At 60.2% G+C, this 23,153-nt stretch carries 17 protein-coding genes; 5 read left to right on the forward strand and 12 right to left on the reverse strand.

The window, feature by feature from the left end; all coding sequences use genetic code 11:
* Nucleotides 1-8: 8 nt before the first annotated feature.
* The 5 genes from GM608_RS06445 to GM608_RS06465 form a co-directional block, all read right to left on the reverse strand.
* Nucleotides 9-2,369, reverse strand: coding sequence for a TonB-dependent siderophore receptor (locus tag GM608_RS06445; RefSeq protein WP_333645255.1), 2,361 nt, complete (start codon nucleotides 2,367-2,369; stop codon nucleotides 9-11).
* Nucleotides 2,370-2,593: 224 nt separating this feature from the next.
* Nucleotides 2,594-3,604, reverse strand: a complete 1,011-nt coding sequence (holA, locus tag GM608_RS06450) for a DNA polymerase III subunit delta (protein ID WP_043558302.1) — start codon at nucleotides 3,602-3,604, stop codon at nucleotides 2,594-2,596.
* Nucleotides 3,601-4,347, reverse strand: coding sequence for a hypothetical protein (locus GM608_RS06455; protein WP_227431506.1), 747 nt, complete (start codon nucleotides 4,345-4,347; stop codon nucleotides 3,601-3,603). Before GM608_RS06455 ends, holA begins: the two co-directional genes overlap by 4 nt.
* A gap of 14 nt (nucleotides 4,348-4,361) precedes the next feature.
* Nucleotides 4,362-6,977 (reverse strand): leucine--tRNA ligase, encoded by a 2,616-nt coding sequence (gene leuS, locus GM608_RS06460; RefSeq protein WP_333645256.1) that lies wholly within the window; start codon nucleotides 6,975-6,977, stop codon nucleotides 4,362-4,364.
* A gap of 9 nt (nucleotides 6,978-6,986) precedes the next feature.
* Nucleotides 6,987-7,526, reverse strand: coding sequence for a DUF3576 domain-containing protein (locus GM608_RS06465; RefSeq protein ID WP_043558583.1), 540 nt, complete (start codon nucleotides 7,524-7,526; stop codon nucleotides 6,987-6,989).
* A gap of 542 nt (nucleotides 7,527-8,068) precedes the next feature.
* Between GM608_RS06465 and GM608_RS06470 the strand changes: the two genes are divergently transcribed.
* The 5 genes from GM608_RS06470 (at nucleotide 8,069) to GM608_RS06490 (ending at nucleotide 15,099) form a co-directional block, all read left to right on the forward strand.
* On the forward strand, nucleotides 8,069-8,614 hold the full coding sequence (locus GM608_RS06470; protein ID WP_103765224.1) for a hypothetical protein: 546 nt from the start codon (nucleotides 8,069-8,071) through the stop codon (nucleotides 8,612-8,614).
* An 83-nt stretch (nucleotides 8,615-8,697) separates the two neighbouring features.
* The gene (locus GM608_RS06475; RefSeq protein WP_333645257.1) at nucleotides 8,698-12,528 is read left to right on the forward strand and encodes a Hint domain-containing protein; all 3,831 of its coding nucleotides are present in this window, start codon (nucleotides 8,698-8,700) and stop codon (nucleotides 12,526-12,528) included.
* 90 nt (nucleotides 12,529-12,618) lie between these two features.
* Nucleotides 12,619-13,605, forward strand: a complete 987-nt coding sequence (locus GM608_RS06480; protein WP_333645258.1) for an AEC family transporter — start codon at nucleotides 12,619-12,621, stop codon at nucleotides 13,603-13,605.
* The gene (locus GM608_RS06485) at nucleotides 13,602-14,093 is read left to right on the forward strand and encodes a low molecular weight protein-tyrosine-phosphatase (RefSeq protein WP_043558581.1); all 492 of its coding nucleotides are present in this window, start codon (nucleotides 13,602-13,604) and stop codon (nucleotides 14,091-14,093) included. Before GM608_RS06480 ends, GM608_RS06485 begins: the two co-directional genes overlap by 4 nt.
* A gap of 58 nt (nucleotides 14,094-14,151) precedes the next feature.
* Nucleotides 14,152-15,099: a 2-hydroxyacid dehydrogenase gene (locus tag GM608_RS06490; RefSeq protein WP_333645259.1), complete on the forward strand. Its 948-nt coding sequence runs from the start codon at nucleotides 14,152-14,154 to the stop codon at nucleotides 15,097-15,099.
* A gap of 79 nt (nucleotides 15,100-15,178) precedes the next feature.
* On the opposite strand, the gene GM608_RS06495 is transcribed toward GM608_RS06490, so the two are convergent.
* The 7 genes from GM608_RS06495 to GM608_RS06525 form a co-directional block, all read right to left on the reverse strand.
* Nucleotides 15,179-15,652, reverse strand: coding sequence for a TM2 domain-containing protein (locus tag GM608_RS06495; RefSeq protein ID WP_043558287.1), 474 nt, complete (start codon nucleotides 15,650-15,652; stop codon nucleotides 15,179-15,181).
* A gap of 127 nt (nucleotides 15,653-15,779) precedes the next feature.
* Nucleotides 15,780-16,538, reverse strand: coding sequence for an NAD kinase (locus GM608_RS06500; protein ID WP_043558284.1), 759 nt, complete (start codon nucleotides 16,536-16,538; stop codon nucleotides 15,780-15,782).
* Nucleotides 16,539-16,546: 8 nt separating this feature from the next.
* Nucleotides 16,547-16,936 carry a hypothetical protein gene (locus GM608_RS06505; RefSeq protein WP_081562697.1) on the reverse strand — a complete coding sequence of 130 codons (390 nt, stop codon included), beginning with the start codon at nucleotides 16,934-16,936 and terminating at the stop codon, nucleotides 16,547-16,549.
* Between the two features lie 6 nt (nucleotides 16,937-16,942).
* Nucleotides 16,943-18,532: a bifunctional phosphoribosylaminoimidazolecarboxamide formyltransferase/IMP cyclohydrolase gene (gene purH, locus GM608_RS06510; RefSeq protein ID WP_333645261.1), complete on the reverse strand. Its 1,590-nt coding sequence runs from the start codon at nucleotides 18,530-18,532 to the stop codon at nucleotides 16,943-16,945.
* An 88-nt stretch (nucleotides 18,533-18,620) separates the two neighbouring features.
* Nucleotides 18,621-20,156: an efflux transporter outer membrane subunit gene (locus GM608_RS06515; RefSeq protein WP_227449677.1), complete on the reverse strand. Its 1,536-nt coding sequence runs from the start codon at nucleotides 20,154-20,156 to the stop codon at nucleotides 18,621-18,623.
* A gap of 2 nt (nucleotides 20,157-20,158) precedes the next feature.
* A complete protein-coding gene (locus tag GM608_RS06520) occupies nucleotides 20,159-21,325 on the reverse strand; it encodes an HlyD family secretion protein (protein WP_081562703.1) in 1,167 nt (388 codons plus the stop codon).
* 52 nt (nucleotides 21,326-21,377) lie between these two features.
* Nucleotides 21,378-22,976: an MFS transporter gene (locus GM608_RS06525; RefSeq protein ID WP_081562705.1), complete on the reverse strand. Its 1,599-nt coding sequence runs from the start codon at nucleotides 22,974-22,976 to the stop codon at nucleotides 21,378-21,380.
* Nucleotides 22,977-23,153 lie beyond the last annotated feature (177 nt).

Genomic DNA, 23,153 nt, shown 5'->3' on the forward strand with positions numbered 1-23,153 from the left:
AGGGTAGATCAGTAATCCATGCTCAACCGCCCAAGGAAGGCCCGCCCCGGAGCCGGTGTTACCCGGTTCGTGAAGAGTGAGTTGTAGTTGAGACGGTTGGACAGGTTGTAGGCATTCAACGACACGACCCAGTGCCGGTTGATGCGGTGCGAGATATAGGAATCGAACTCCACGTTGGCGGGCACCTTCGCCGTGTTGGCAAGGTCCAGATACACGCCCTGCCGCCATGTCAGCCCCCCACCGATGGTGAAGTTCCAGAGCTTGCCGGGAAAGGCTTCATAAGCGGACCACAGCGTCGCCTGATTGTGCGGCACGTACTGGATGTTCCGGCCATGATTGGGACCGGACATCACCCGCGGGTCATACAGGGCATATGTGGCCGTCACGTTCCAGCCCGGCAGGATCATGCCTCCCAGGGACAGTTCCAGCCCCTGGTTGCGTTCCTTCACACCCGTGGCCAGTACCTGCCCGGCGACCGGGTCCGTCGTCAGGGCATTGCTCTTGTCCAGACGGAAGAGCGAGATCGTGGCCCCGAGACGGTCATGCAGCAGGCTCATCTTGGACCCCACCTCATAGAGCTGGGAGCGTTCAGGCTGGGTGGCCACCTGCCCGTTCACGGGGCGGATCGGCAGGGCACCGTTGGTCACATACATGCCCATCGGCGTCGTGGAGCTTGCATAGGTGAAGTAGAAGGTCTGCCAGCTGTTGGGCGTGATCAGCAGGCTGGCCGTCGGATTGATGACGCCCTTCGTGTCATGATAATCCAGTGCCGCAGACGGCGCCTTGCCCAACGGGCCACGGGCCGCCGCACTCTCCTGCCCGTCCGCTCCCCATGTCCTGTACATGGTCTGCCAGCGGTCCCAGCGCAGCCCACCCTTGGCGGACAGCCACTTGGTGAACCAGATCTGGTCATACAGGAAAAGACCCGTATCGAATCCATAGCCACGGGAATCCGGCCGCCCCAGACTGTAATTGGTGTTCTTCCAGCAGTTTCCGGAATCCGCCCGGCAGGTCGCATAACCATAAGCGTCACGCTGCGGATGGTAGGTGTTCTGCCACGGAATGGCCCGGTGGGCACCCACGGCATCATACGCATACTGGCGGCGGGAATCCTGCACATATTCCATGTCGAATCCCGTCACGACCTGATGGCGCAGGAATCCCGTATTGAAGTCCGCCTGCAGGGAGGCCACGTCCTGAAAGGACCAGCTGGACTGCTTGTACGGCATCGGCCCGCCATTGAGGCCCACACCGGCAGCCGGATCGACCTTCTTGTACCCCGGATTGTATATCTGCATCTCGGAGCAGGACGCATTGGCACATTGCGGCGTGGAGGCCGCAAAGTCCCGGCTGTATTCACCGAAGCGCAGGTCATTGTGGAACGTGAAATGACGGTTGAAGACATGCTTCAGCCGCAATGTCTCCATCGTGTCATCGCTGTTGTCATGGTCCTGCGTCTTGCCGTACCAGTTGCCCCGGCGCACACCGAGAGACGACTGCTCCGTGATGGGATGGCCCTTGACGACCGGCACGCCATAATCCGGCACGTTGCGGGAGGTCTGGTGCATCACCTGCAACACGACCGTCGTTTTCGTGCCGATGCCAAAAGCGATGGACGGCGCAATACCCCAGCGGTGGGAATAGGCGTAATCACGCCCCACCACATCATTGGAATTCCCCATACCCTCCAGACGGAAGGCCGAGGTATCCCCGATGCGTTTGTTCACATCCACCGTGCCACGGTAGAAATTCCCCGACCCACCACTGAAATCGGCTCCGTAATGATCCTTCAGTGTCGGGGTTTTGGTGATGATATTGATGGCCCCACCTGTCGTTCCGTTACCGAACACCTCGGAGGACGGCCCCTTGATGACATTGACGGAATCCTGAAAGAAACTGTCACGGGTATAAACCCCAAAATCCCGCAAACCATCTTCATAAATGTCATTTTGCGCCGGGAAGCCACGGATGAGGAACTGGTCGCCACTCATTCCTCCAGCCCCTTCCCCCACGGAAGAGGTGATGCCGGGAACATTCTTCAGGGCTTCCTCGAGCGATTTTGCATTCTGCTGCTTGATGAGCTCCCGGGGAACGACATCGATCGTCTGGGCCGTGTGCATGACATCCTGCGGCATCCGGCCCATGTCGTTGCTGGCATGCATCGTGTTGAACGGGTGGCCGATGACATGAATCTGCTCAACCCCCTTGGCCTGAATTCCTCTGGAATCATCTGTTCCATCTGCAGGAGACGTTACATCCTGGGCAACCCTGTTTGCCGCTCCCGGCTCTGCATGGGCACCCCCTACAACACCCCCCATTGTCAGAACTGCAGATAACGGCCTGAGACCACTACGGATGAAACGACTCATATATACCACCAGAAAAACAACATTATTCAGAAGCCGTTCTAGGTGATAATAATTATCATTATATAATAAAGTTTAATTTAAAGATCGGACACACACCCTTCCTCACCAACAGAAGAATGGCAGGAAACTCATGTTTTTTCTAAAAAAAGCAGATGGGAACAGTCAATGAAACCAGTCACAATGACACAGTGAAAGGTATAACCTATTATGTGAATTAATTTATTTTATTCCCGATCAAAAGAACGGGGATGACACAGCCTGACAAGGTGACGACGACAGAGCAGATCATCCGGGGCCCCGCTCTGCTTGCAGGCCAGCTCCAGCTCCTGCGTTGCCTCCGCTGCCTGGGAGAGAGCAACCTGAGACCAGCGCCTCATGCCCGCCAGAAAAGCATCCTTGTGACGAAAAAAGACAGGTGGCTTCAGGGCAGCCATGGCCTCCTGCCGGGACTGTCCCTCCTGCACCAGAAAAAACGCCCGCTGGAAGCGCTCCAGCACGGACAGTGTCACACGGGCAAAAGCAACAGGGCTGGCCCCATCCCCCATGGCCCGCTCAAACGCCCGGTCAGCCTCCAGCCGGTTCCCCGCCAGGGCCGCATACACCGCATCATCAAGGGACGCCTGCCCCGAATCCCCCACGCAGGCCTGGACGTCATCAACGGTCAGGGTGCTACCCGGCTCACCGTAAAGACGCAGTTTTTCCACTTCACTACGGACCAGCGTCCGATCATGCCCCAGATGACCGAGCAGCCACGCCATGCCATCACGATCCAGCCGGATAGCATCTTCCGCCAGAATATCGCTCACCGTCCGGGCAAGGTTGCGCCCTTCCTCCGGATAACACCCGATGGACGCCACCTGCCTGTGTTTTTCTGCAAACTGCCGCAGCTTGGAGCGACTTCCCAATCCCGGCCCTTCCAGAACGACCAATGTATCGCTCTGATGCTCCAGAAGGGATTTCAGCTGGCCAAGAGCGCCATCCTGCACACCACGCAACCAGACAGCACGCCGCCCCCCTGTCAGGGACAGGGCCAGAGCCTCCTCCTCCAGCCTGTCCTGCTCTTCCGCTTCCAGCCGGGCCAGACGAAACGGGTCATCCAGATCATCCAGTATGGTCTGGACAGCCTCCCTCGCCCGCTCACGGATCAACCCGCCATCATCTCCGTGGAGAAGAATCACACGCCAGCTGCCAGCCTCCTTCAGAGTCTGCCTGGCAGCCTGCGTCTTGATCTTCACAGACCGTTATCCTCTTCGTCCTCCAGATTCCGGCTGTCCTCACCCGTCCATGTGGAGGCGTTGTTGCTGCTGCGCCCCGTTGCATTGGCTGGGAAGCCATCAACACCAATATAGCGCATGTCCGTCCGCTGCGTGCCGGGCAGACGGTCCAGATAGGGATCACGCCCCGGACGGATGGACTTCTCCTCTCCCAGAGACTGATGCGCCCGGAACCAGACAGCCACCTGCATGGTGATGTCATGCGCCAGGCTTTCCCCGATCCGCTTGTAAAGCGTTTCGTTATTGAGCGTCTGGGCAAAATACTGCTCAATATTCATGTTGAAGCCGTCCAGAGTGCGGGCATAGCCCCGTGCCAGCACCTTGCTGGTATCCCCGACACGATAAAGCCGCCAGTCAGCCCAGCCAACACCACGGGTACGACCCGAGGTATTGTCCTGATGGATATCGATCGACTCCAGAGAAGCCGTGGCATTCACACGCAGGATGTACCCCTCCGGCCGTTCGGGCCCATCCCCCGCCATTTCCTTTTGCAGGCCAAGGCGCAGCTCCTGCCCGAAACGGGTCGGAATGTTCGCTACATAAACATCCTTCAGCTGGGCATTGACGGCAGCATCCTTCTGCCCAGCCTGCCTGCCATAAAGTGGCTGGAAACCACACGCTCCCAGACTGGCAAGCCCGACCCCGGCCAGCAGGATGCCAAGGCCCCGGCGAGCCACTTTCTTCATCCGGGAGTTTCCGTTCATCCAGCCTCTCCCGCTCAGCCCGCTACCACAAAATTGACGATCCGGTTCGGCACATGGATCTCCTTGACGACCCGTTTGCCTTCCAGCGCTTTCGCCACATTCGGCTCGGCCCTGGCCTGTGCCAGCACAGTCTCCTTCGCCTCATCAGGGGCGCAGGTAATCGTACCACGCAGCTTGCCCAGCACCTGCACGGCAATGGTCACCTTCTTCACCGCCAGCAGGCTCTCATCCGCTTCCGGCCAGCTCCGCTCCACCACCATCGGGCCTTCCGGCTCCAGCAGCAACATCAGCTCCTCGGCCAGATGCGGCATCATGGGAGAGACCAGCATGGCCAGAACATGGGCGGCCTCACGGCGGGCAGCAGGCAGGCCCTCACCATCCCGGCCCTCAGCCTCACCCAGCGCAGAGGACAGCTCATGCAAACGGGCCACGGCCACATTCGGCGTGAACCCTTCCAGAGCCTCCGTCACGGCGGCAATGGTGCGGTGCGTCACCTGCCGCAGCTCCTCCCCGGCAGCCCCGTGGGCGGCATCTGCTCCATCCCTTGCCGCAACGGTCTGAACCTGCCGGTAGAGACGCTGCATGAAGCGCCCGGACGCTGCCACACCAGCTGCTGTCCATTCCATGTCACGCTCCGGCGGGCTGTCGGACAGGACAAACCAGCGGGCCGTGTCGGCACCGTAACGTTCAATGATCTCCACCGGAGACACCGTGTTGCGCTTGGACTTGGACATCTTCTCCGAACGTCCGACCGTCACGGGATTGCCGTTGTCCTTGCGGACCACCTGATCCCCACGCTGCTCGACCTCATCCGGGTACAGCCACTGGGTACCATCCCGGTAGCTCTCATGCGTGACCATGCCCTGCGTGAACAGCCCGGCAAATGGCTCGCTGACATCCAGATGTCCCGTCTTCTTCATCGCCCGGGTGAAGAACCGGGCATAAAGCAGATGGAGGATGGCGTGCTCGATACCGCCGATATACTGGTCCACGGCCAACCAGCCATCAGCCGCCTTGCGATCAGTTGGCGTTGCGGCCTTTGGTGCCGTGAAACGGGCGAAATACCATGAGCTGTCCACGAACGTGTCGCAGGTATCGGTCTCACGCCGTGCAGCTGCACCGCATTTCGGGCAGGAGACGTGCTTCCATGTCGGATGGTGGTCGAGCGGATTGCCCGGCCTGTCAAACGTGACATCCTCCGGCAGCGTCACCGGCAACTGATCTTCCGGCACAGGGACAGCACCGCAGGACTCGCAATAAATGATGGGAATCGGGCAGCCCCAATACCGCTGACGGGAAATGCCCCAGTCCCGCAGGCGCCAGTTGGTCACGCCACGGCCAACGCCCAACTCTTCCACCCGCTCGATGGCAGCCCGGATGGCCTCTTTCGTACTCTTCCCACTCAGGAAGCCGGAATTGTAGAGCGTGGCCTCACCCGTAACGGCCTTCTTGCCGACGCTGAAGCTGGCTTCCTCTTCCCCTGCAGGCAGCAGGACGGAAGGAACGTCCAGTCCATATTTGCGGGCAAAGTCCAGATCACGCTGGTCGCCACAGGGGCAACCGAACACTGCACCCGTGCCATATTCCGTCAGCACGAAATTGGCGATCCAGACCGGAGCCGTCTGTTCCGGGTTCAGCGGATTCACCACACGCAGCCCGGTATCGAAACCACGCTTCTCCATCGTGCTCAGGGCTTCTTCAGACGTGCCAACACGCTGACATTCTTCAATGAAGCCCTGCGCTTCCGGGTTGTCCGCCGCAATCCTGCGGGCCAGCGGATGATCCGCCGCAATACCGATGAAGCTCAGACCGAACAGCGTGTCAGGCCGTGTGGTGAAGACCTCGATGGAATCCTCATCCACGTCATAACCCTGCGGCGGGTTATGCAGGCTGAAACGGACCCGGGCCCCCTCGGAACGGCCAATCCAGCGCTCCTGCATGGTGCGGACACGCTCCGGCCACTTGTCCAGCTTCTTCAGCCCCTCCAGCAGAGGCTCGGCAAAATCAGTGATCTTGAGGAACCACTGGGAGAGCGTCTTCTTCTCCACCAGCGCACCGGACCGCCAGCCACGGCCATCAACCACCTGCTCGTTGGCCAGCACGGTCTGGTCCACCGGGTCCCAGTTGACGGACGAATCACGTCGTTCCACCAGCCCGGCAGCCAGCATGTCGAGGAACAGCTTCTGCTGCTGGCCGTAATAGTCTGGCAGACAGGTCGCAATCTCACGCTTCCAGTCCAGCGAGAAACCGAGCCGCTGGAGCGTCCCCCGCATGGTGGCGATGTTCTGGAGGGTCCATTTGCCCGGATGCACGCCCCGCTCCCGTGCGGCATTCTCTGCCGGCAGCCCGAAAGCATCCCAGCCCATCGGGTGCAGCACGGCATAGCCACGGGCACGCTTGTACCGGGCCACCACATCGCCCAGCGTGTAATTGCGCACATGCCCGACATGCAGCTGCCCAGACGGATAAGGGAACATCTCCAGCACGTAATATTTCGGTCTGTCGGCCGGGGGCACGTCCGGCACATGGAAGATGTCGGCCTCCGCCCACCGGGCCTGCCAGTGAGGCTCACGGGCGTGGAAGTCGAAACTGGAGGAGTCAGAAACGTTGCTGGCTGTCATGTCACTCATCGGATTATGTTATTTCCCACCGCCGTTTTCGGCACGCAGCTGCCGGGCCCTCTCCAGAATACGGGCCGTGATATCCGCCGCCGTATTGGGAGCAGCCGGGGTATCCTGCCACTCTCCCCCATTGATGCGTGTCTGGCGGAAGACGCTCAGCCGGATGGCATCCGACCGCAGGCGACGGTCCAGCACATAGGCCGCAATCTTGAAACGCTCATCCTGCGTTCCCGGGGGCTGGTACCAGTCTGTCAGGATGACACCCCCCTGGGCATCGGCAGAGGCCATGGGCATGAAAGAAAGCGTATCGATCGCCCCCCGCCAGAGATAGGCATTCACCCCACCACGGAGCTGGTCATCACCACCCTGTGCGCCACGGTCCACACCCAGCAGATGGTTGCGGGGCAGCGTCAGCGAGGACGGATCCCTTGGCTTGCCACCACAGCCCGCCAGCCCCCCGACAGCCATCACCGCCAGCAGCGACAGTACCATGGGGCGGCGCAGGCTGCACCGGAGAATGGAAGAACGGGATACTGGGCGGGATGATGAAAGGAACATGGGCAAACCTGCAAAGGCCGTGCCAGGGCCGGTCTTGAACAAGGCTTCCAGCATGGCAGGGGTGGAAGCATCAACTGTCAGAACAGGTCCTTCATATCGTGTTCACCCTCACAGGCCAAGGGACATGGTACGATGACAGGCTTGCGAAACCGTAAAAAAAGCGCTAGCTAAGCGTTGCGTGTCCGCGTAGCTCAGCAGGATAGAGCACAGGATTCCTAAGATAATTGGGCACCGGGATGGCAAACCGCCCGGTGAATTCGCTCAAATTCGGGGAACGCTAACGCCCTCATCAGGCCAGGCCAATCCCGAGCCAAGCCTGCCCATACGGGCAGGAAGGTGTAGAGACTGTACGGGCGACACCATGGCAGGCATAAGCCTGTGGTGAAGAGACAGTCCAGACCACGAACGGCCCTGGTACGGGTTCCGGCGGCGAAAGCCGAAGTGGCATGAATCCTGGGGTCGAGGGTTCGAATCCCCCCGCGGACACCACGCAGCACCGATAACAACCGTACTGCCGATGGAATGACAGCAGGGAAAACCCCATGACCCAGAGAGACCTCGAGGCCCTGCGGACTTTCCAGGAATGGTTTGTCTCTCTTGCCGGCCCGGGCCTGATGCGTGTTCCCCTTCATCAGCCCACCTGCCAGAGAGACGGAATGGTCGCCATTACCCTGTACCGGCGCAATGGCTATCAGGCTGAACTGGGCTACATTCCACAAGGCAGGCGATACGCCATCTCCTTCCCTGAGGGGCAATATGCCCTCCTGTCCTTTCTTGGTGGATCGTTTGACTGTGATCCCTCCACCGTACCGGGTTTCCCAGACCCGGCTGGCCGGGCCTACCTGCCAGACAGGTTTCTGGAGCAGACAGGGCCTGATACCCACGCCCCGCAGATGGAACAGGTACACCCATGCCTGTCACTATCCACAGACATACGCACCATTGCCCTGACCAACGGTGCGCCCAGCCGGGTCGTGTTTTCATCACCCGAGGGAGATGGCGTTGTCCTTCTCTTCAGTTTTTACAAAGAAGGAGAGATGGCCAGCACTATCCGGCAACTGCACATGATCGCGGAAAAAGGACCCTGATTCTTCTGGCATTTCGTAACATGATGATTTATAATTGGTTAACATTACCCGCCGCCAACAGACGCTGAGGGGCACTATCCGCCATGGCCACCTACTCCTATAACTCCAGCTACGACAATCTGAAAGCCATCGGAACCAACCAGGTTACTGGAAAAAGGAACTGGACCTTTATCCTGGGCGGCAACACGACCAGCACCACACAGGCACAGAGCAACCTCAACAATATTTACGTAGCCGGGACCAGTGGTGTTGGAAACAACATCTCAAACTCCCTCGCCTATGTCTATCAGAAGACCCTGACAAACGGTATCGCCGTAAACGGCGGCTCTCTGGCTGCCGTCGGACGAAGCGGTATCCTCTCGGGCTCCACGGCACTTTATGGGGCGTCCATCGAAGCTGTGGGGCAGGGAACCGTTCTGAATGGCATTGTCGGCTCGTCAGGGGCCGTCTTCGCGGGGGCCGTCAGCCTCAGCGCCAACGACAAAAATGCGCCTTACGTCAACGGGCCCGGCACGGCCATCAATCCCAGCGTCGGCTCTGGTGGATATGCGCTCGTAGGCGGTGGTGGTGCCGACTTCATCGTCAAAGGCTTCCAGGTCAACGGGACGGGTGGCCTCATGGTTGGCGGGACATTCAATCCTGGCAGCCTCTACGGAATTGGTAATGGGGGAACGGGAACCGGAGGCACCATCTTCGGCAGTCAATCCATTTTCTCCAACGGATTCTCACAGAACCAGATCTTTGTCGGCAAGAATGCCGTGCAGACAGTTGTCAGCAATGGTCTTTCCTCCAAAGCGACCATCATAGGCGGGACGCTTCTCAATTCCGGTGGAACCACATCCGGTGCCACGATCAGCAGTGGCGGGCAGATACGCATCACGGGCGGAACCTACGTCACCTGGCTGAATGCAGGCTATCAGAGTGTAGCTGGCAGTTACGGGCTGGGGACCTCCTATGACGACACCATCACCTCCGGTGCTACGGAGGTGGTCGGCAGTGACGGAACCGTGTACCGCTCCGTCCTTTCCTCCGGGGCGGTCGGGACCATCCTCGGTGGAGGGACCTCCCTCTCTGCCAACATCGCCGGGGGAACGGAGACTGTCAGGTCCGGTGGTATCCTCAGCACAGGAACTGTCAGCAATAACGGTTCCATTTTTGTCTCTTCCGGGGGCTATGCCTCCAGCGTGGACATCAGCCAGGGTTATGCTGAGGTCACATCCGGAGGCATCGGCTCCGAATTCTCTGCCAGCAATGGCGGCACCATCCAGATTGATGGTGGCGCTTCAGTCAGCCATCCTGTCGTAAATAGCGGTGGTACCCTGACCATTGCCTCTGGTGCCGTCATTTCCAACGGGGCAACCATCAATGCCAGCCCCAATACCAGCATCGTTTTCCCTTCCGGGGCGACAGCGGACTATGTCGTGACCAACAATGGCACGACCCTCATCACTCCCGGGGCCACAATCCTCAACAATGTCGTGTACGCTACCGGTAGTGGTACAACCCTCCTCTCAGGCTCCGGTGCCACCATCGGGACGGCCCTTGCCGGGTTCAACCCCAACAGCAGCCTGGCCAGCCGCGGGACCATCGCTGTCAGCAACGGAGGTGTTCTCTCTGCTGCCACGGTCCAGCTGGGTGGGGCTGTCATTCTCGGCTCTGGCGGGACAGTTGGTGGTACTCTCAGCCTCCTCGGGGGGACGGGCTCGTTCCTCTCCGGCGGCAAGATGGATACCATCACGCCGTTGCAGGTTTCAGGCATCAGCACTTCCGTGCCCATGGGGACATGGGTTGGAGCACCGCTCGACACAGTAACATTTGGTGCCGCCCTTTATGTCGACTCCGGCTACAATTTCACGGAAATTGACGTTGGCAGCAAAGCCACAGCCACCATCAACGGAGGTACTGTCGGTACCTTCACGATCGGCAGCGGTGGGACCGACACCATTACAGGCGGGGCATCTGTCACATCTCTTGCGGCTACAAGCGGGCTGAGCACCATCTCCGGCGGAACTGTCGACAGTTTCACGGCCACAGGAGGGACCAACAATCTCGCCGCCGGGGCCTCCATCAATACGTTCAACGTCACAGGCGGTGTCAACAGCATTGGTTCTGGCGTGCTGGTCAACACGCTCAGCGCTGGCCCGGGGGCATCCCTCGCCCTCGCCAGTGGGGCGTCCGTCTCCAATGTCACGCTCAATGGCGTCAACCTCACCGTCCCTCAGGGCGGAGCAGGGATCACGCTTCTTTCTGCCCTCAATGGGGCTACGAGCATCATCAGTTCCGGCGCCCGGATCGACAGCGTCTTCCTCTCATCCGGTAAGGCAACTGTCACCTCCGGGGCCTTCATCAGCCGCCTGACCATCATGAGTGGCGCCTCTGGCGTTCTGAACTCGGGAGCTTCCGTCCAGCATGTCGAGGTAGCCAATGGCGGCTGGGTCAGCGGGGCCCGCATCGCCAACAACAGTGAACTGGCTGTTTCCTCCGGCGGGACAGCCCTCCAGACACTTGTCACCTTCGATGCCGGTACGGGGCAGCATTCTGGTGCCTCCTACACCATGGTCCAATCCGGCGGGACCCTCTCCGGGGCCTCCATTATCGGCGCCTCCGGGGCCATCAACAAAAACAATCTGGGGGGACTGCTGACTGTGGCCTCCGGGGCGGTGCTTCTCAACACGTCCATGGGCTATAACGCCCGCATCAAGGTTGATGGGCTGAAATACAGCAATTCCGGGAATGTGACCGTCAGGAATGGTACCCTGACAGTTACAGAAAATGGGCAGACCTGGGCGGTCGGTCTCCAGGGCAATTATGACGCCACCGGATTCGTTCTGAATGACGATGGACAGGGCAACACCATCATCGCCTATCAGAAGTGCTTCCTGGCAGGCAGCATGATCCGCACCCCCAAAGGCGAAAAAGCCGTGGAGCGCCTGCGCAAGGGCGAACAGATCAATGTCTTTGTGGATGGCCGGGAAGAGATCCGTGACATTACGGCTGTCATCCAGCGTCGTGCCCGTGTCAACACATCCAGACCTGAAGACATGGCTGGCTGGTCTGTTCTCATCGCCAAGGATGCCTTTGGTGAGGGGCTGCCCAACAAGGACCTTTCCGTCACGCCGGAGCACTGCTTCTACTTTGAGGACCGCTTTGTCCCTGCCCGTATGCTCGTCAACGGCACGTCCATCCGGTATGATCACAGTCAGGTTGAATACGATTATTACCACGTGCAGACGGAACCGCACTCTGTCATCTGGGCCAATGGTGTCCTGACGGAAAGCTGGCTGGATACGGATGAAGAAGATCTGTACAAACCGGAAGACGATTCCTCGGAAGATACCCTGAAGCTGGCAGAGCGTCATCAGCTCAACTGGGACGACCACGCCGCTGCGCCGCTGGATGTCTCCCAGACTTTCGTAAAGCCGCTACATGACAGATTTGCCGCACGGGCCGTTGAACTCGGCATTGCCAAGGCCGGGACGTCGCACGGTACGCCGCATGACGGCATGACAGCCGATCCTGCTCCCTATATCCGTCTGCCAGACGGGCGGACCATCCGGCCTCAGCGGCATGAAGCCGGGCGCTACCTCTTTGCCCTCCCGGCACATGCCCGCCAGGTCACGCTGGGCTCCCGGACATTCCGGCCCTCTGAGAGTATCGGCCCACACGTGGATGACCGACGTGAGCTCGGTATTCTGGTCGGGCAGGTCTCCCTCTGGGTTGGCGAGAAGGAGCACATCATCACCCGCCATCTGACAGAAAAGAACCTGAAAGGCTGGGATGTCATTGAAGCCGGTCCCCATCGCTGGACGCAGGGTGAAGCAGAACTTCTCCTGCATGATGCCCCCGCTGCCAGTGTTGGCCAGAACATGCTCAGCATTGAAGTACAGGCTGGCGGCCCCTACCGACAGGTCTGACCACACCCCGGGGAAGCAGGATGGTTTCCCCGGGCTCCAAAACGTCATAGGCTGTTTCATCGCTTTCCAACGCAGGACTGATGGCAGCCCATGACAACAGGCCTTTTCCTGACAATCATAGAAGCCATCCTGCCCATACTGGTCACGCTCGGGCTGGGGTATCTGGCAGCATGGCGGCGGGATTTTGATTCCCATCAGGCGGGTGTCCTCATCCGCCTGGTCATGCTTTATGCCCTGCCGCTGGCCCTCTTGGCCTCCATTCTCAGCACTCCACGGGAGCGGGTCCTCTCTGCGGGCCCGCTGGCTGCGCTGATCCTTGTTGCCATGCTGGGCGTGTATGTCGTCCTCTTTGCCATCCTGCGCTGGGGGCTGGGACGCCGACAGGGAGAAGCAGCCCTGATCACCATGACCGTGACAGGCCCTTCTGTTCCCTTCATCGGGATTCCTGTTCTTGGGCAGCTTTTTGGCCCAACCAGCGCCGTTCCCATTTCCGTCGCTTCGCTCATCATGAATCTCTGCCAGATTCCGCTGACACTGATCCTGATGAATCACGACCAGCAGCGCCAACAACGGCAGCAACAGGATGCCGAAACAAACCCCACATGGCAGACCACGCTACGAGAGCTGGGGGGCCATCTGCTCCATTCCTGCCGGGAACCCGTCGTCTGGGCGCCGATGCTGGCCTTCCTGATGGTTCTGGCCAATATTCACCTGCCCCTCCCCCTCAAAAGTTCACTCCAGCTGCTGGGACACGCCACGGGCGGCACGGCGCTGTTTGCCTCCGGGGTTGTCCTCTGCGCCCGGCAGGTCCGCTTCAGCCTGCCTGTAGGACTCATGGTGCTGGGCCGAAATGTCCTTATCCCTCTTGGTGTCTGCATGCTGGCCTTTGTCTGGCGCCTTCCCTCTCTGACCTTGCAGGAAGGTGTCCTCGCCATGGCCATGCCCAGCGCTGCCATGAATGTCATTCTCGCCATGCGCTATCACATGATGGAGCGTGAAATCGCCTCGGTCCTTTTTTTCGGTACGATCAGCTCCATATTGACTCTGGCATTCTTCATATGGCTGACAAACGCATGACAGATTCATCCTCCTTTCCTTCATTTCTTTTTGTCTGCACCGGCAATATCTGCCGTTCTCCTCTGGCAGAGCTGGCCATGCGCCGAGAGGCGGAACAGCGCGGCCTGATGGTCGACATTGATTCCGCTGGCACGGGAAACTGGCATGAAGGCGACCGGCCTGACCCCCGTGCCCGTGCCACGGCACGGCGCCATGGTCTGGATGGCAACCAGCTCCGGGCCCGCCAGGTCAGGACCGTGGATTTTGACCGCTTCGACCATATCATCGCACTGGACCGGTCCCACCTTGCTGCCCTGAAAAAGCTTCAGCCTGCTGGTAGCAAGGCCCATGTCAGCCTTCTGCTGGACCATGTTTCCGGCCGGCGGGGGGATGATGTGGTCGACCCCTATTACGGTCCTGAAGAAGGCTTTGAAACTACGTGGCGGGATGTTGAAGCGGGCTGCAAGGCTCTGGCTGCCCGCTTTCTGGACAGACCTTCCACCTGCTAGGCAGCGGTCAGGTTGGACCTGATCCCCGCCTGCTCCCCACCTCTTGAAAGTGCGCATCATGACGGCAACACCAAAGACACAGCAGCATCTTCTCCTGCTGGAACCGCTCCCGGAACCCACACTGGCAACGCTGGGGGAACATTTCGTCATCCATCACTTCAGCACCATGGATGAGCTAGAAAAAATCGCACCGGAAATCCGGGCCATTGCCACGGGCGGGTCCTATGGTGTGGCACCGGAGGTCATGGCCGCCCTCCCCCATCTGGAGATCATCGCCGTCAATGGCGTCGGGCTGGACAGGATTGACCTTGCAGAAGCCAGGAGGCGGCATATCCGGGTTACCGTCACCACGGACATTTCCACCAATGACGTGGCCGACATGGCCATGCTCCTCCTGCTGGCCCTGAAGCGCAATCTCAGAAGCAATGAGCAGTTCCTGCTGAATGGCAGCTGGGCGGCTGGGAAACTGCCCCCTCTGGCTCATTCTCTCAATGGTCGGAAACTGGGAATCGCCGGTTTCGGTCGCATCGGTCAGGCCGTAGCCCGGCGGGCACAGGCCAGCAACATGGAGGTCGCCTACTTCAACCCCCACCCCCGTGAAGGCAGCCCTCTGACTTTTGAACCCAGCCTTGAAAAACTGGCCGCATGGGCGGATGTGCTCGTCATTACCCTTCCTGCCACTACTGCCACAAAACATATCGTCAATGCCGACATACTGGCAGCACTTGGCAAGGATGGTGTGTTGATCAACACAGCCCGGGGCAGCGTGATTGACGAAGAAGCCCTGCTGGCCGCCCTGAAGAACAGGACGATCGCCGGGGCGGGGCTGGATGTCTTCCAGAATGAACCGACCATCAATCCGGCTTTTTCCACGCTGGACAATGTCGTGCTCCAGCCCCATCAGGCCTCCGCCACCATCGAGACACGGCTGGCCATGGGGCAGAACATCATCGACAACCTGCTGGCTCACTTCAGCGGGAAACCCCTGCTTACACCAGCCTGCTGACCCCTACGAAACATTACAGCCCGGGCCCCGTCAGACGGGTACCCGGGCTGCAAAATTCACCCTGCTGGAGCAGGCAGGCTCAGAACCATTCCTTGCGGTTCTGTACATAGATCCGATAAAAATCTTCATCAGATTTTGTCAGGTAAATCACTCCCTCGATGAAGGCGATCAACCCGATGATGACGGGAGGGAGCACCAGAATACACCCCAGAACCGACACCAGCAGCATGATCAGACCTGCCCGGGTGTATCCCAGATAAAATTTGTGGATGCCCAGCCCACCCAGAAAGAGGGCCAGAATCCCGGCAGCCGTTTTGGACTTGCCACCCACCTCTTCAAAGAGATTTCCTGCTGGCGTCTGGCCAGACCCGGGCACGATGAAAATGGACAGGGCCTCATCACCCTGCACATCAAAATCGACAACTGCACCATTCTTCAGGAAGGCACCTTCAGAGCCGAAGCTGGCCCCCTTGAAAGAGTAACGTTTTTCATCGTTCCCGCTAATGATGCCCTCACCATTGCGTATATCATAGTTCAGGATCGTCCCGCGCATCTCATGTCTCCATTTTTACTGATTGGCCAAAACATTAAAATGAATTCGATCAGACATAAAGGAACATTTCTGTCAGAATTCCTCCCCAGACAGAAAATTGCTCCACTGGTATTTAAAAAGTAATGATTTATTCAGCAAACTGTTCCGCAATGATCCGTTCGGACAGGCTGTGATCAGGATCGAAAAGAAGCGTCACCTTCTTTTCATCGTCCAGCCTGACGATGACCTCACTCACGTCACGGATCTCCTCAGGCCCGGCCACAGCCGAAGCGGGACGCTTGTCCGTGTCATAAAGCGTAAAACGGACTGTCACGCCTGCAGGCAGGAGAGCCCCCCGCCAGTGCCGGGGCTGGAACGGAGAAATGGGCGTGAGAGACAGCAGCTCCGCCCCCAGGGGAATGATGGGCCCATGGGCCGACCGGTTATACGCTGTTGAACCAGCCGGCGTAGCCAGAATGATGCCATCACAGATCAGACGGGACATCCGCACCCGGCCATCAATCTCAATGCCTATATGAACCGTCTGACGGGTCTCCCGATACAGAAACACGTCATTGAAACCAACACCTTCATGCAGCTCGCCAGACTTTGTCCGGGCCCACATGTGCAGGGGAGCAATCTCCGTATGCTGGGCATAAGCCAGCCGCTGGGGCAGGTGATCCTCCGCCGGGCTGTTCATGAGGAAACCGATTGTCCCATAATTCATGCCAAAGACAGGAATATCACTGCCACAGATATGCAGCAGCGTCTCCAGCATGAAGCCATCCCCCCCCAGACACACCAGAACCTCGGCCTGGTCCAGCGGGACATTGCCATAACGCTCAGTAAAACGCTCCAAGGCTTCCTGTGCAGCCTCGGTGGAAGCAGCAACAAAGGCAATGTTCATGGAACGGCTCAGGGAGACCCGCCACCCTGATGCTCGATCACATCATAGGCAGCTGAACCGGGGTAGGCCCCTTTGCGGACATCCAGGACCGAAGGACAGACCAGCCTGTCCTTGTCGTACAGTGCCAGTACCCAGATTTTCCGCCCATCGAGGCTGACCAGCCCGTGCACCTTCACCTCATTGGCCAGACGCACGAACGGCAGCAGGGATTCCGGCATGACAACATCCCGCCCATCAGCGAACAGGACCCCATCACCCGTAATGCGACTGACCGTACCGGTGAAGACCGGAACGGGCTTCACGTCATACTGGCAGTCGGCTGCCTGAGCCACCACAGGAAGCCCGCCCAGCAGGCTCCCCATCAGGACGAAAAGAGCAGAAAATCGGGTGATCATCATGGAACCTCAATGTCTGAAGTGGCGCATCCCCGTGAAGACCATGGCAATCCCGGCAGCATCGGCTGCGTCAATCACTTCCTGGTCCCGGATGGACCCGCCGGGCTGGATGACAGCCGTGGCCCCTGCGGCAACCACACTCTCCAGCCCGTCCGCAAAGGGGAAGAACGCATCGGAAGCAGCAACGGACCCTTTTGTCAGAGCCTCGGACTCCCCGGCTGCATGTGCGGCATCCTCACTCTTGCGGGCGGCGATCCGGGCACTGTCCACACGGGACATCTGCCCGGCACCGATACCCACCGTAGCCTGATTCTTCACATAGATCACGGCGTTGGATTTCACATGTTTGGCAACACGGAAGGAGAAGAGAAGATCCGCCATTTCCTGCGCTGTCGGCTTGCGTTTGGTCACGACCTTCAGCATGTCCTCCGTGACATGCCCGTTATCCCGGCTCTGGGCAAGGAACCCGCCAGAAACGGACCGGAAGGACAGGCCCGGAGCCTGTGCATCCGGCACACCACCAGTCAGCAGCAGGCGCAGGTTCTTCTTCTTCGCCAGAATGGCTTTCGCCCCCTCATCAGCATCAGGAGCCACGATCACCTCGGTAAAGATCGCACTGATCTGCTCCGCCGTAGCCTCATCCAGCGTGCGGTTCAGGGCCACGATTCCACCAAAGGCTGAAACCGGATCGCAGCGCAGCGCAGCCTTCCATGCCTCAACCAGCGTGGCGGCAGAAGCCACACCACACGGATTGGCATGTTTGACGATCACCACCGTCGGCTCGTCAAACTCGGCCACAGCCTCGAAGGCAGCATCCGTGTCATTCAGGTTGTTGTAGCTCAGAGCCTTGCCCTGAATCTGCTTTGCCGTGGCCAGACCGGGCCGGGCACTGCCATCCCGATAGAAGGCCGCTGCCTGATGGGGATTCTCACCATAGCGCAGCAGCTCGTCACGCTGGCCGGAGAGTGTCAGGACCGGCGGCAGGGCGACCTTGCCCTCTTCATCACCCTGGCGGGTAAACCAGGCGGAGATCATGCCATCATAGGCTGCCGTATGGGTGTAGGCCGCAGCGGCCCAGCCCCGGCGTTCGGCCAGCGTCGTGCCGCCCTGCTCCAGAGCCGCCAGAAAGCCCGCATACTGGGCCGGGCTTGTCAGGATGGCCACGGAGGCAAAATTCTTGGCGGCAGCCCGCACCATGGCCGGACCACCAATATCGATATTCTCCACGCACTGCTCTGCATCCGCACCGGATGCCACCGTGGCCGCAAAAGGATACAGATTGACGCAGACCAGATCGATCGGCGCAATGCCATGTTCCTGCATCTGCGCCTTATGCTCTTCCTTGTCCCGCCGCCCAAGGATACCGCCATGAATCCACGGTACCAGCGTCTTGACCCGGCCATCCAGAATCTCGGGGAAGCCCGTATGCTCGGAGACTTCCTTCACCGGCAGGCCAGCCTCACGCAGCGTGCGGGCCGATCCACCCGTGGAGAGGATTTCAACATTCCGGGCCACGAGGGCACGGGCCAGATCAACCAGCCCTGTCTTGTCGGAAACGGACAGAAGGGCACGACGGGGAGAAAAGCGTGTATCAGTCATGCTTGTGGCATATCCCTCACCTTCCGGCTGTGCAAGACAGATTCACATCACGACCTCGCAAAAAAGCCACGTTTCTGTCTCCCCAGCCCTACCGGACCGATCTTTCCCCGCTCCTTCCTCCAGCCTCTGCCGTCATGCGCTGCTCGGTGGCAGCCAGCACGGGCTGCCAGCCCCCACCCAGTGCCCGATAAAGACTGACAGCGGCCAGTGTCGTCTCCATCCGCAGATCCGCCAACGTCACCTGACTGGAGAGCAACATGGACTCCGCCCGGTCCACTTCCAGAAAAGGTACGGCCCCATCCTCATATTGCAGGCGGGCAGCCCGGTAAGCCTTCCGGTTCTGCGCCACAAGTTCCGTGACATGCTGATAGCGGAGCTGAATCTGGGCCAGCCTCGTGATGGCATCATCCACATCCCGCCACGCATTCAGGACCGTCTGCCGATACGCCAGAGCAGCTTCCTGCTGCTCGGCCTTCTTCAGGGACAGCGTGCCCCGCAGGCGCCCCCCCTCAAAGATCGGCACGTTCACGGTCGGGCCAAGCGTGAAATACTTGGCCGCAGGCATGAAGAAGTCCCCGGCCGAAAGGCTCTGCGTCCCCAGATTGCCCGCCAGATTGATATCCGGATAGAAGGCCGCCTTCGCTGCCCCGACCTCCGCCGTGGCCGCATGGAGGCGGGCATCCGCCACCATGATGTCCGGCCTGCGCTGCGCCAGACTGGAGGGCACATCCACCCCGACAGAAACGGGCACATCCAGCTGGGGCTGGACCGGCAGAAGGTCCTCCTCCAGCGCACGGGGCGGAAGGTCCAGCATGACCCCCATCGTGTTGATCAGGGCGGCCTGCATGTCCCGCAGGGGCGGCAGGGCACTGTCTGTCTGCTCCACCTGCCCACGGGCCTGCGCCACTTCCAGATCATTGGCTGCCCCCTCCTTCTGGCGGGCCAGCACGAGGGCCAGATCATGCCGCACGAGGGCCTGATGCCGTTCTGTCAGGCCTATCTGGGCCTGAACCGCCCGCAGGCGCAGATAGGCCTCCACGAAATCGGCCAGACGGGCCAGCGCAATGCCACGGGCATAGGCCTGCTGCTCGTCCACACGGGCCTTTCCGGCTTCCACAAGGCGACGGATGCGGCCAAACACATCCATGTCCCACGAGGCCGAGCCGATATTGGCATACTGCTCATATTGCAGGTTGGAGCCCGGAGCTGGCTGGGCGAGCGTCAGGAAGCCCTTCCGGCTCTGCTGTGTCCATGTATAGGACCCGGCCCAGTTCAGGCTGGGAACACCTTCCGCCGCCACGACCTTCAGCTGCCCCCGGGCCTGAAGCACACGGGTGGCGGCCTGCCGGATATCCAGATTCTCCCGGGAGAGCCGCTCCACAAGCCGGTTCAGGACCGGGTCATGCCATTGCTGCCACCAGCTGACATCCACCGTGGCCGGACTGGTGAAACCACGGCTCCGCCTCTCCCGCACATCCGCCGCCTTCTGCCAGGCAGCAGGCTGATCGTTCTCCTTCGGAGTATGATAGTCCGGCCCCATCCGCACACATCCACCCAGAGAGACCAGCCCCAGCATGGCCCATCTGGCCACTTTCCCCCGACCGCAGACAGACAGACCCTTCATGCTCATTTGTCCGTCACCGCCCGGTCCGTCCGGGTCTGCGCCCTGACCACGGAACTCAGCCCCGTATCCACGGTCGTCTCGACAGAGAAACCCATCCGCAGCAGGCGGGCCAGAGGCTGCCCCGGCACCAGCGTGATCTTGACGGGCAGACGCTGGACGATCTTGGTGAAGTTGCCGGTCGCATTCTCCGGGGCCAGAGGCGCAAAGGCCGCACCGGAGGCCGGAGGCACGCTGTCCACAACACCATCAAGGTCGATGTCGTACGCATCCACATGGATGTGGGCCTTCTGGCCGGGGCGCATGTGCTGGAGGGCCAGCTCCCGATAGTTCGCCTCGATCCAGAGCTGGTCCATCGGCACGACCACCATCAGGGCTGCGCCATCAGGCACATAGTTGCCGCTCTGCACCGTGCGCTCCCCGACCATGCCATCAAAGGGCGCACGGATGGCCGTATAGGACAGGTTCAGCTCGGCCTGATGCACCCGTGCCCGGTCCACGTCCACCTGACGGCGGCTGGAATCCTGCCGGGCCTCCAGCACACGGAGCTGCGCCTCGGCGGCATCCCTCTGGGCCTCCGCTGCCTGAAGGGACGCCGTCAGATCATCCAGACTGGCCCGGGTCCGCTCACCCTCTTCCCGGCTGCCTGCACCATTGAGGGCCAGATGGGCATAGCGGCTGGCATTCTGCCGTGCGAACAGGAGCTGGGCGGAAAGCTGGGCCACCCGTGCCTTTGCCTCGGCAATGATGGCGGGCTGGCGGGCCACGCTGGCAGCGGCATCCATCACGAGGGCACGGTCATGGGCTTCCACCGCCCGGGCCTGGTCCAGGGCCGTCTGATAGTCCCGTGGGTCCAGCTGCACCAGAATGTCCCCGGCATGGACGGTCTGGTTGTCATCCACCGGGACGGACACGACCTGCCCCGGCACACGGGGAGCAATGACGCTGTAATGGGCCGTCACGTAGGCATCATTCGTCCAGACATGCGCTGCGGGCACAAAAACAATGACCAGCACGCTGATGATGAAGGCAAGGATGATCCCCCCGGCCAGCAGGAACGGCCAGCGTCGCCGTCTTTCCCGTGCCAGAGCAGCCCCGTCACTCGGAACCGTTCTGGTGACACTGGCCTGCGGGCGGGCATCTCCGGCCTGTTTGTCTGATTTCTGCGTCATCCCCATCTCCCCCGCCTTGTCATGCCCATCATCCCGTGTCTCTGCTCTTCCCTCATGCCCTGATTGTCTCCTTGTGATGAGCTGCCGGATGGTCAGGGGATTTCCTTGCTCCACGGGGAGCGAACACGACCCATGGCGGATAGGTCCGCACGGGGACAAGCAGGATGAAAACCATCAATACCCCCAGCAGGGCGGCCAGAACGCAGAACAGGTCCGACAGGGTCAGAACGGCTGTCTGATGATGGAACTGCTCCTTGAGGTACCCCATGCTTCCCCGATAGCGGGGCCGTCCGTCCGGCAGGAGCGGTGTCGGACTCTGGATGAGCGGGCTGCTGCCCTGCACCAGCGCATAACGATACTGCCCCAGATGATCCGCCAGCCTGTCCGAATGAAGCCCGCCCCGCCAGCGGCCCACAAGCTCCATCAGCCATGTACCACCAACCATCATGAAGGCCCGTGGCATGTTCACCAGAGCCACGGCAAAGGGCGATTCTTCCGCCACCACAGCATTGGTGGACATCAGCAGAAGGGAGGACAGCACCATCACACCGCCAATCCCCTGAAGAAACTGCCAGAGATAGAATTCCGGCCTCTGCCACACGGAAGTGACCAGTGAATCTCCACAACAGGCGATGAACATGCAGACCATGCCGAAGAAGCCGACAATCCGGCAATCCACATCCCGCCGGTTGAGCAGGTAACCCACCAGCGGGGCTATGGCGATCTCCACGGCGGCGACTTCCAGCGTCACGAGATAGCTCTGCTCGGGCCGGTACCCCACAACCTTCGTCAGGAACTGCAAGGGCACGGCGGAGGCCGAAAGGGACACCACCACGAACAGGCTGATCCCCCCGACCCCGTAAATGTAATTGTTCCGGCTGAGCAGCTGAAAACGGAAAAACGGCAGAGGATGCTTCCATTCATTCCAGATCAGCAGTGGCACGGCTGCCAGCCCGATGGCGCCCAGCACACAGACCAGCGGTGAATTGAACCAGTCCAGCCAGTCCCCAAGGGAGAGGACGGTCGTCAGGCACCAGGCCGCCACGGCAAAGAACAGAAGGCCATACCCGTTGAAAATCTGGAGCCGGTGATGCTGTGGCTCCATGACGGGCATCCCGTACCAGATGAGCAGCCCGGCCAATGCTCCCAGCGGAATGGCCTGAAGGAAGATCCACTGCCAGCTGAGCAGGTCCGTCCATAATCCGGCAAGCATTGTCCCAAGATAGGGGAAACAGGTGGAAACCAGCGTGTAGGCCACCAGGCCATAGGCCCGGAGGTTGAAGGGCAGTATCTTGAGAATGGAAAACATGAGCAGCGGGATGGCGAAACCACCGGCCAGCCCCTGCACACTCCGCAGGATGTAAAGCAGGAGCGGCGTCTGGCAGAACGCCGTGGGCACGATGCTGCACACCGCCAGTCCCAGCACGAAAAAGGCCCACCGCCGCAGGCTGAAAGTAATGGCCATCCACGGCGAAAGTCCGGCCCCGATGACCTGTGCTGACGTATAGAGACTGACAAACCAGCGGGACGGATCATGGCTCAGCCCCATCCCGCCCATGATGTCATTGAGACCCTGCGCCGAGACCTGTTCGTTCAGTGTCGTCATGATGGCCGTCAGCAGCACACCGGACAGGCCGATGATTGACGTCATATGAGTACGAACAGCCTGCAACAATCCCTCCTGACTGACTGGTCAGAGTTGTATCAGGGAACGGGATACATTTTAACTGAAAGATCACTTTTTCATGATTATCCGACCAGTCTGTTACCTGAATACAACAGGCACCCCGTCCACACTCTTTCCTGTAGCGAGATACAAAAATGGCGG

The organism is Bombella sp. ESL0380 (assembly GCF_009725805.1).
Taxonomy (GTDB): domain Bacteria; phylum Pseudomonadota; class Alphaproteobacteria; order Acetobacterales; family Acetobacteraceae; genus Bombella; species Bombella apis.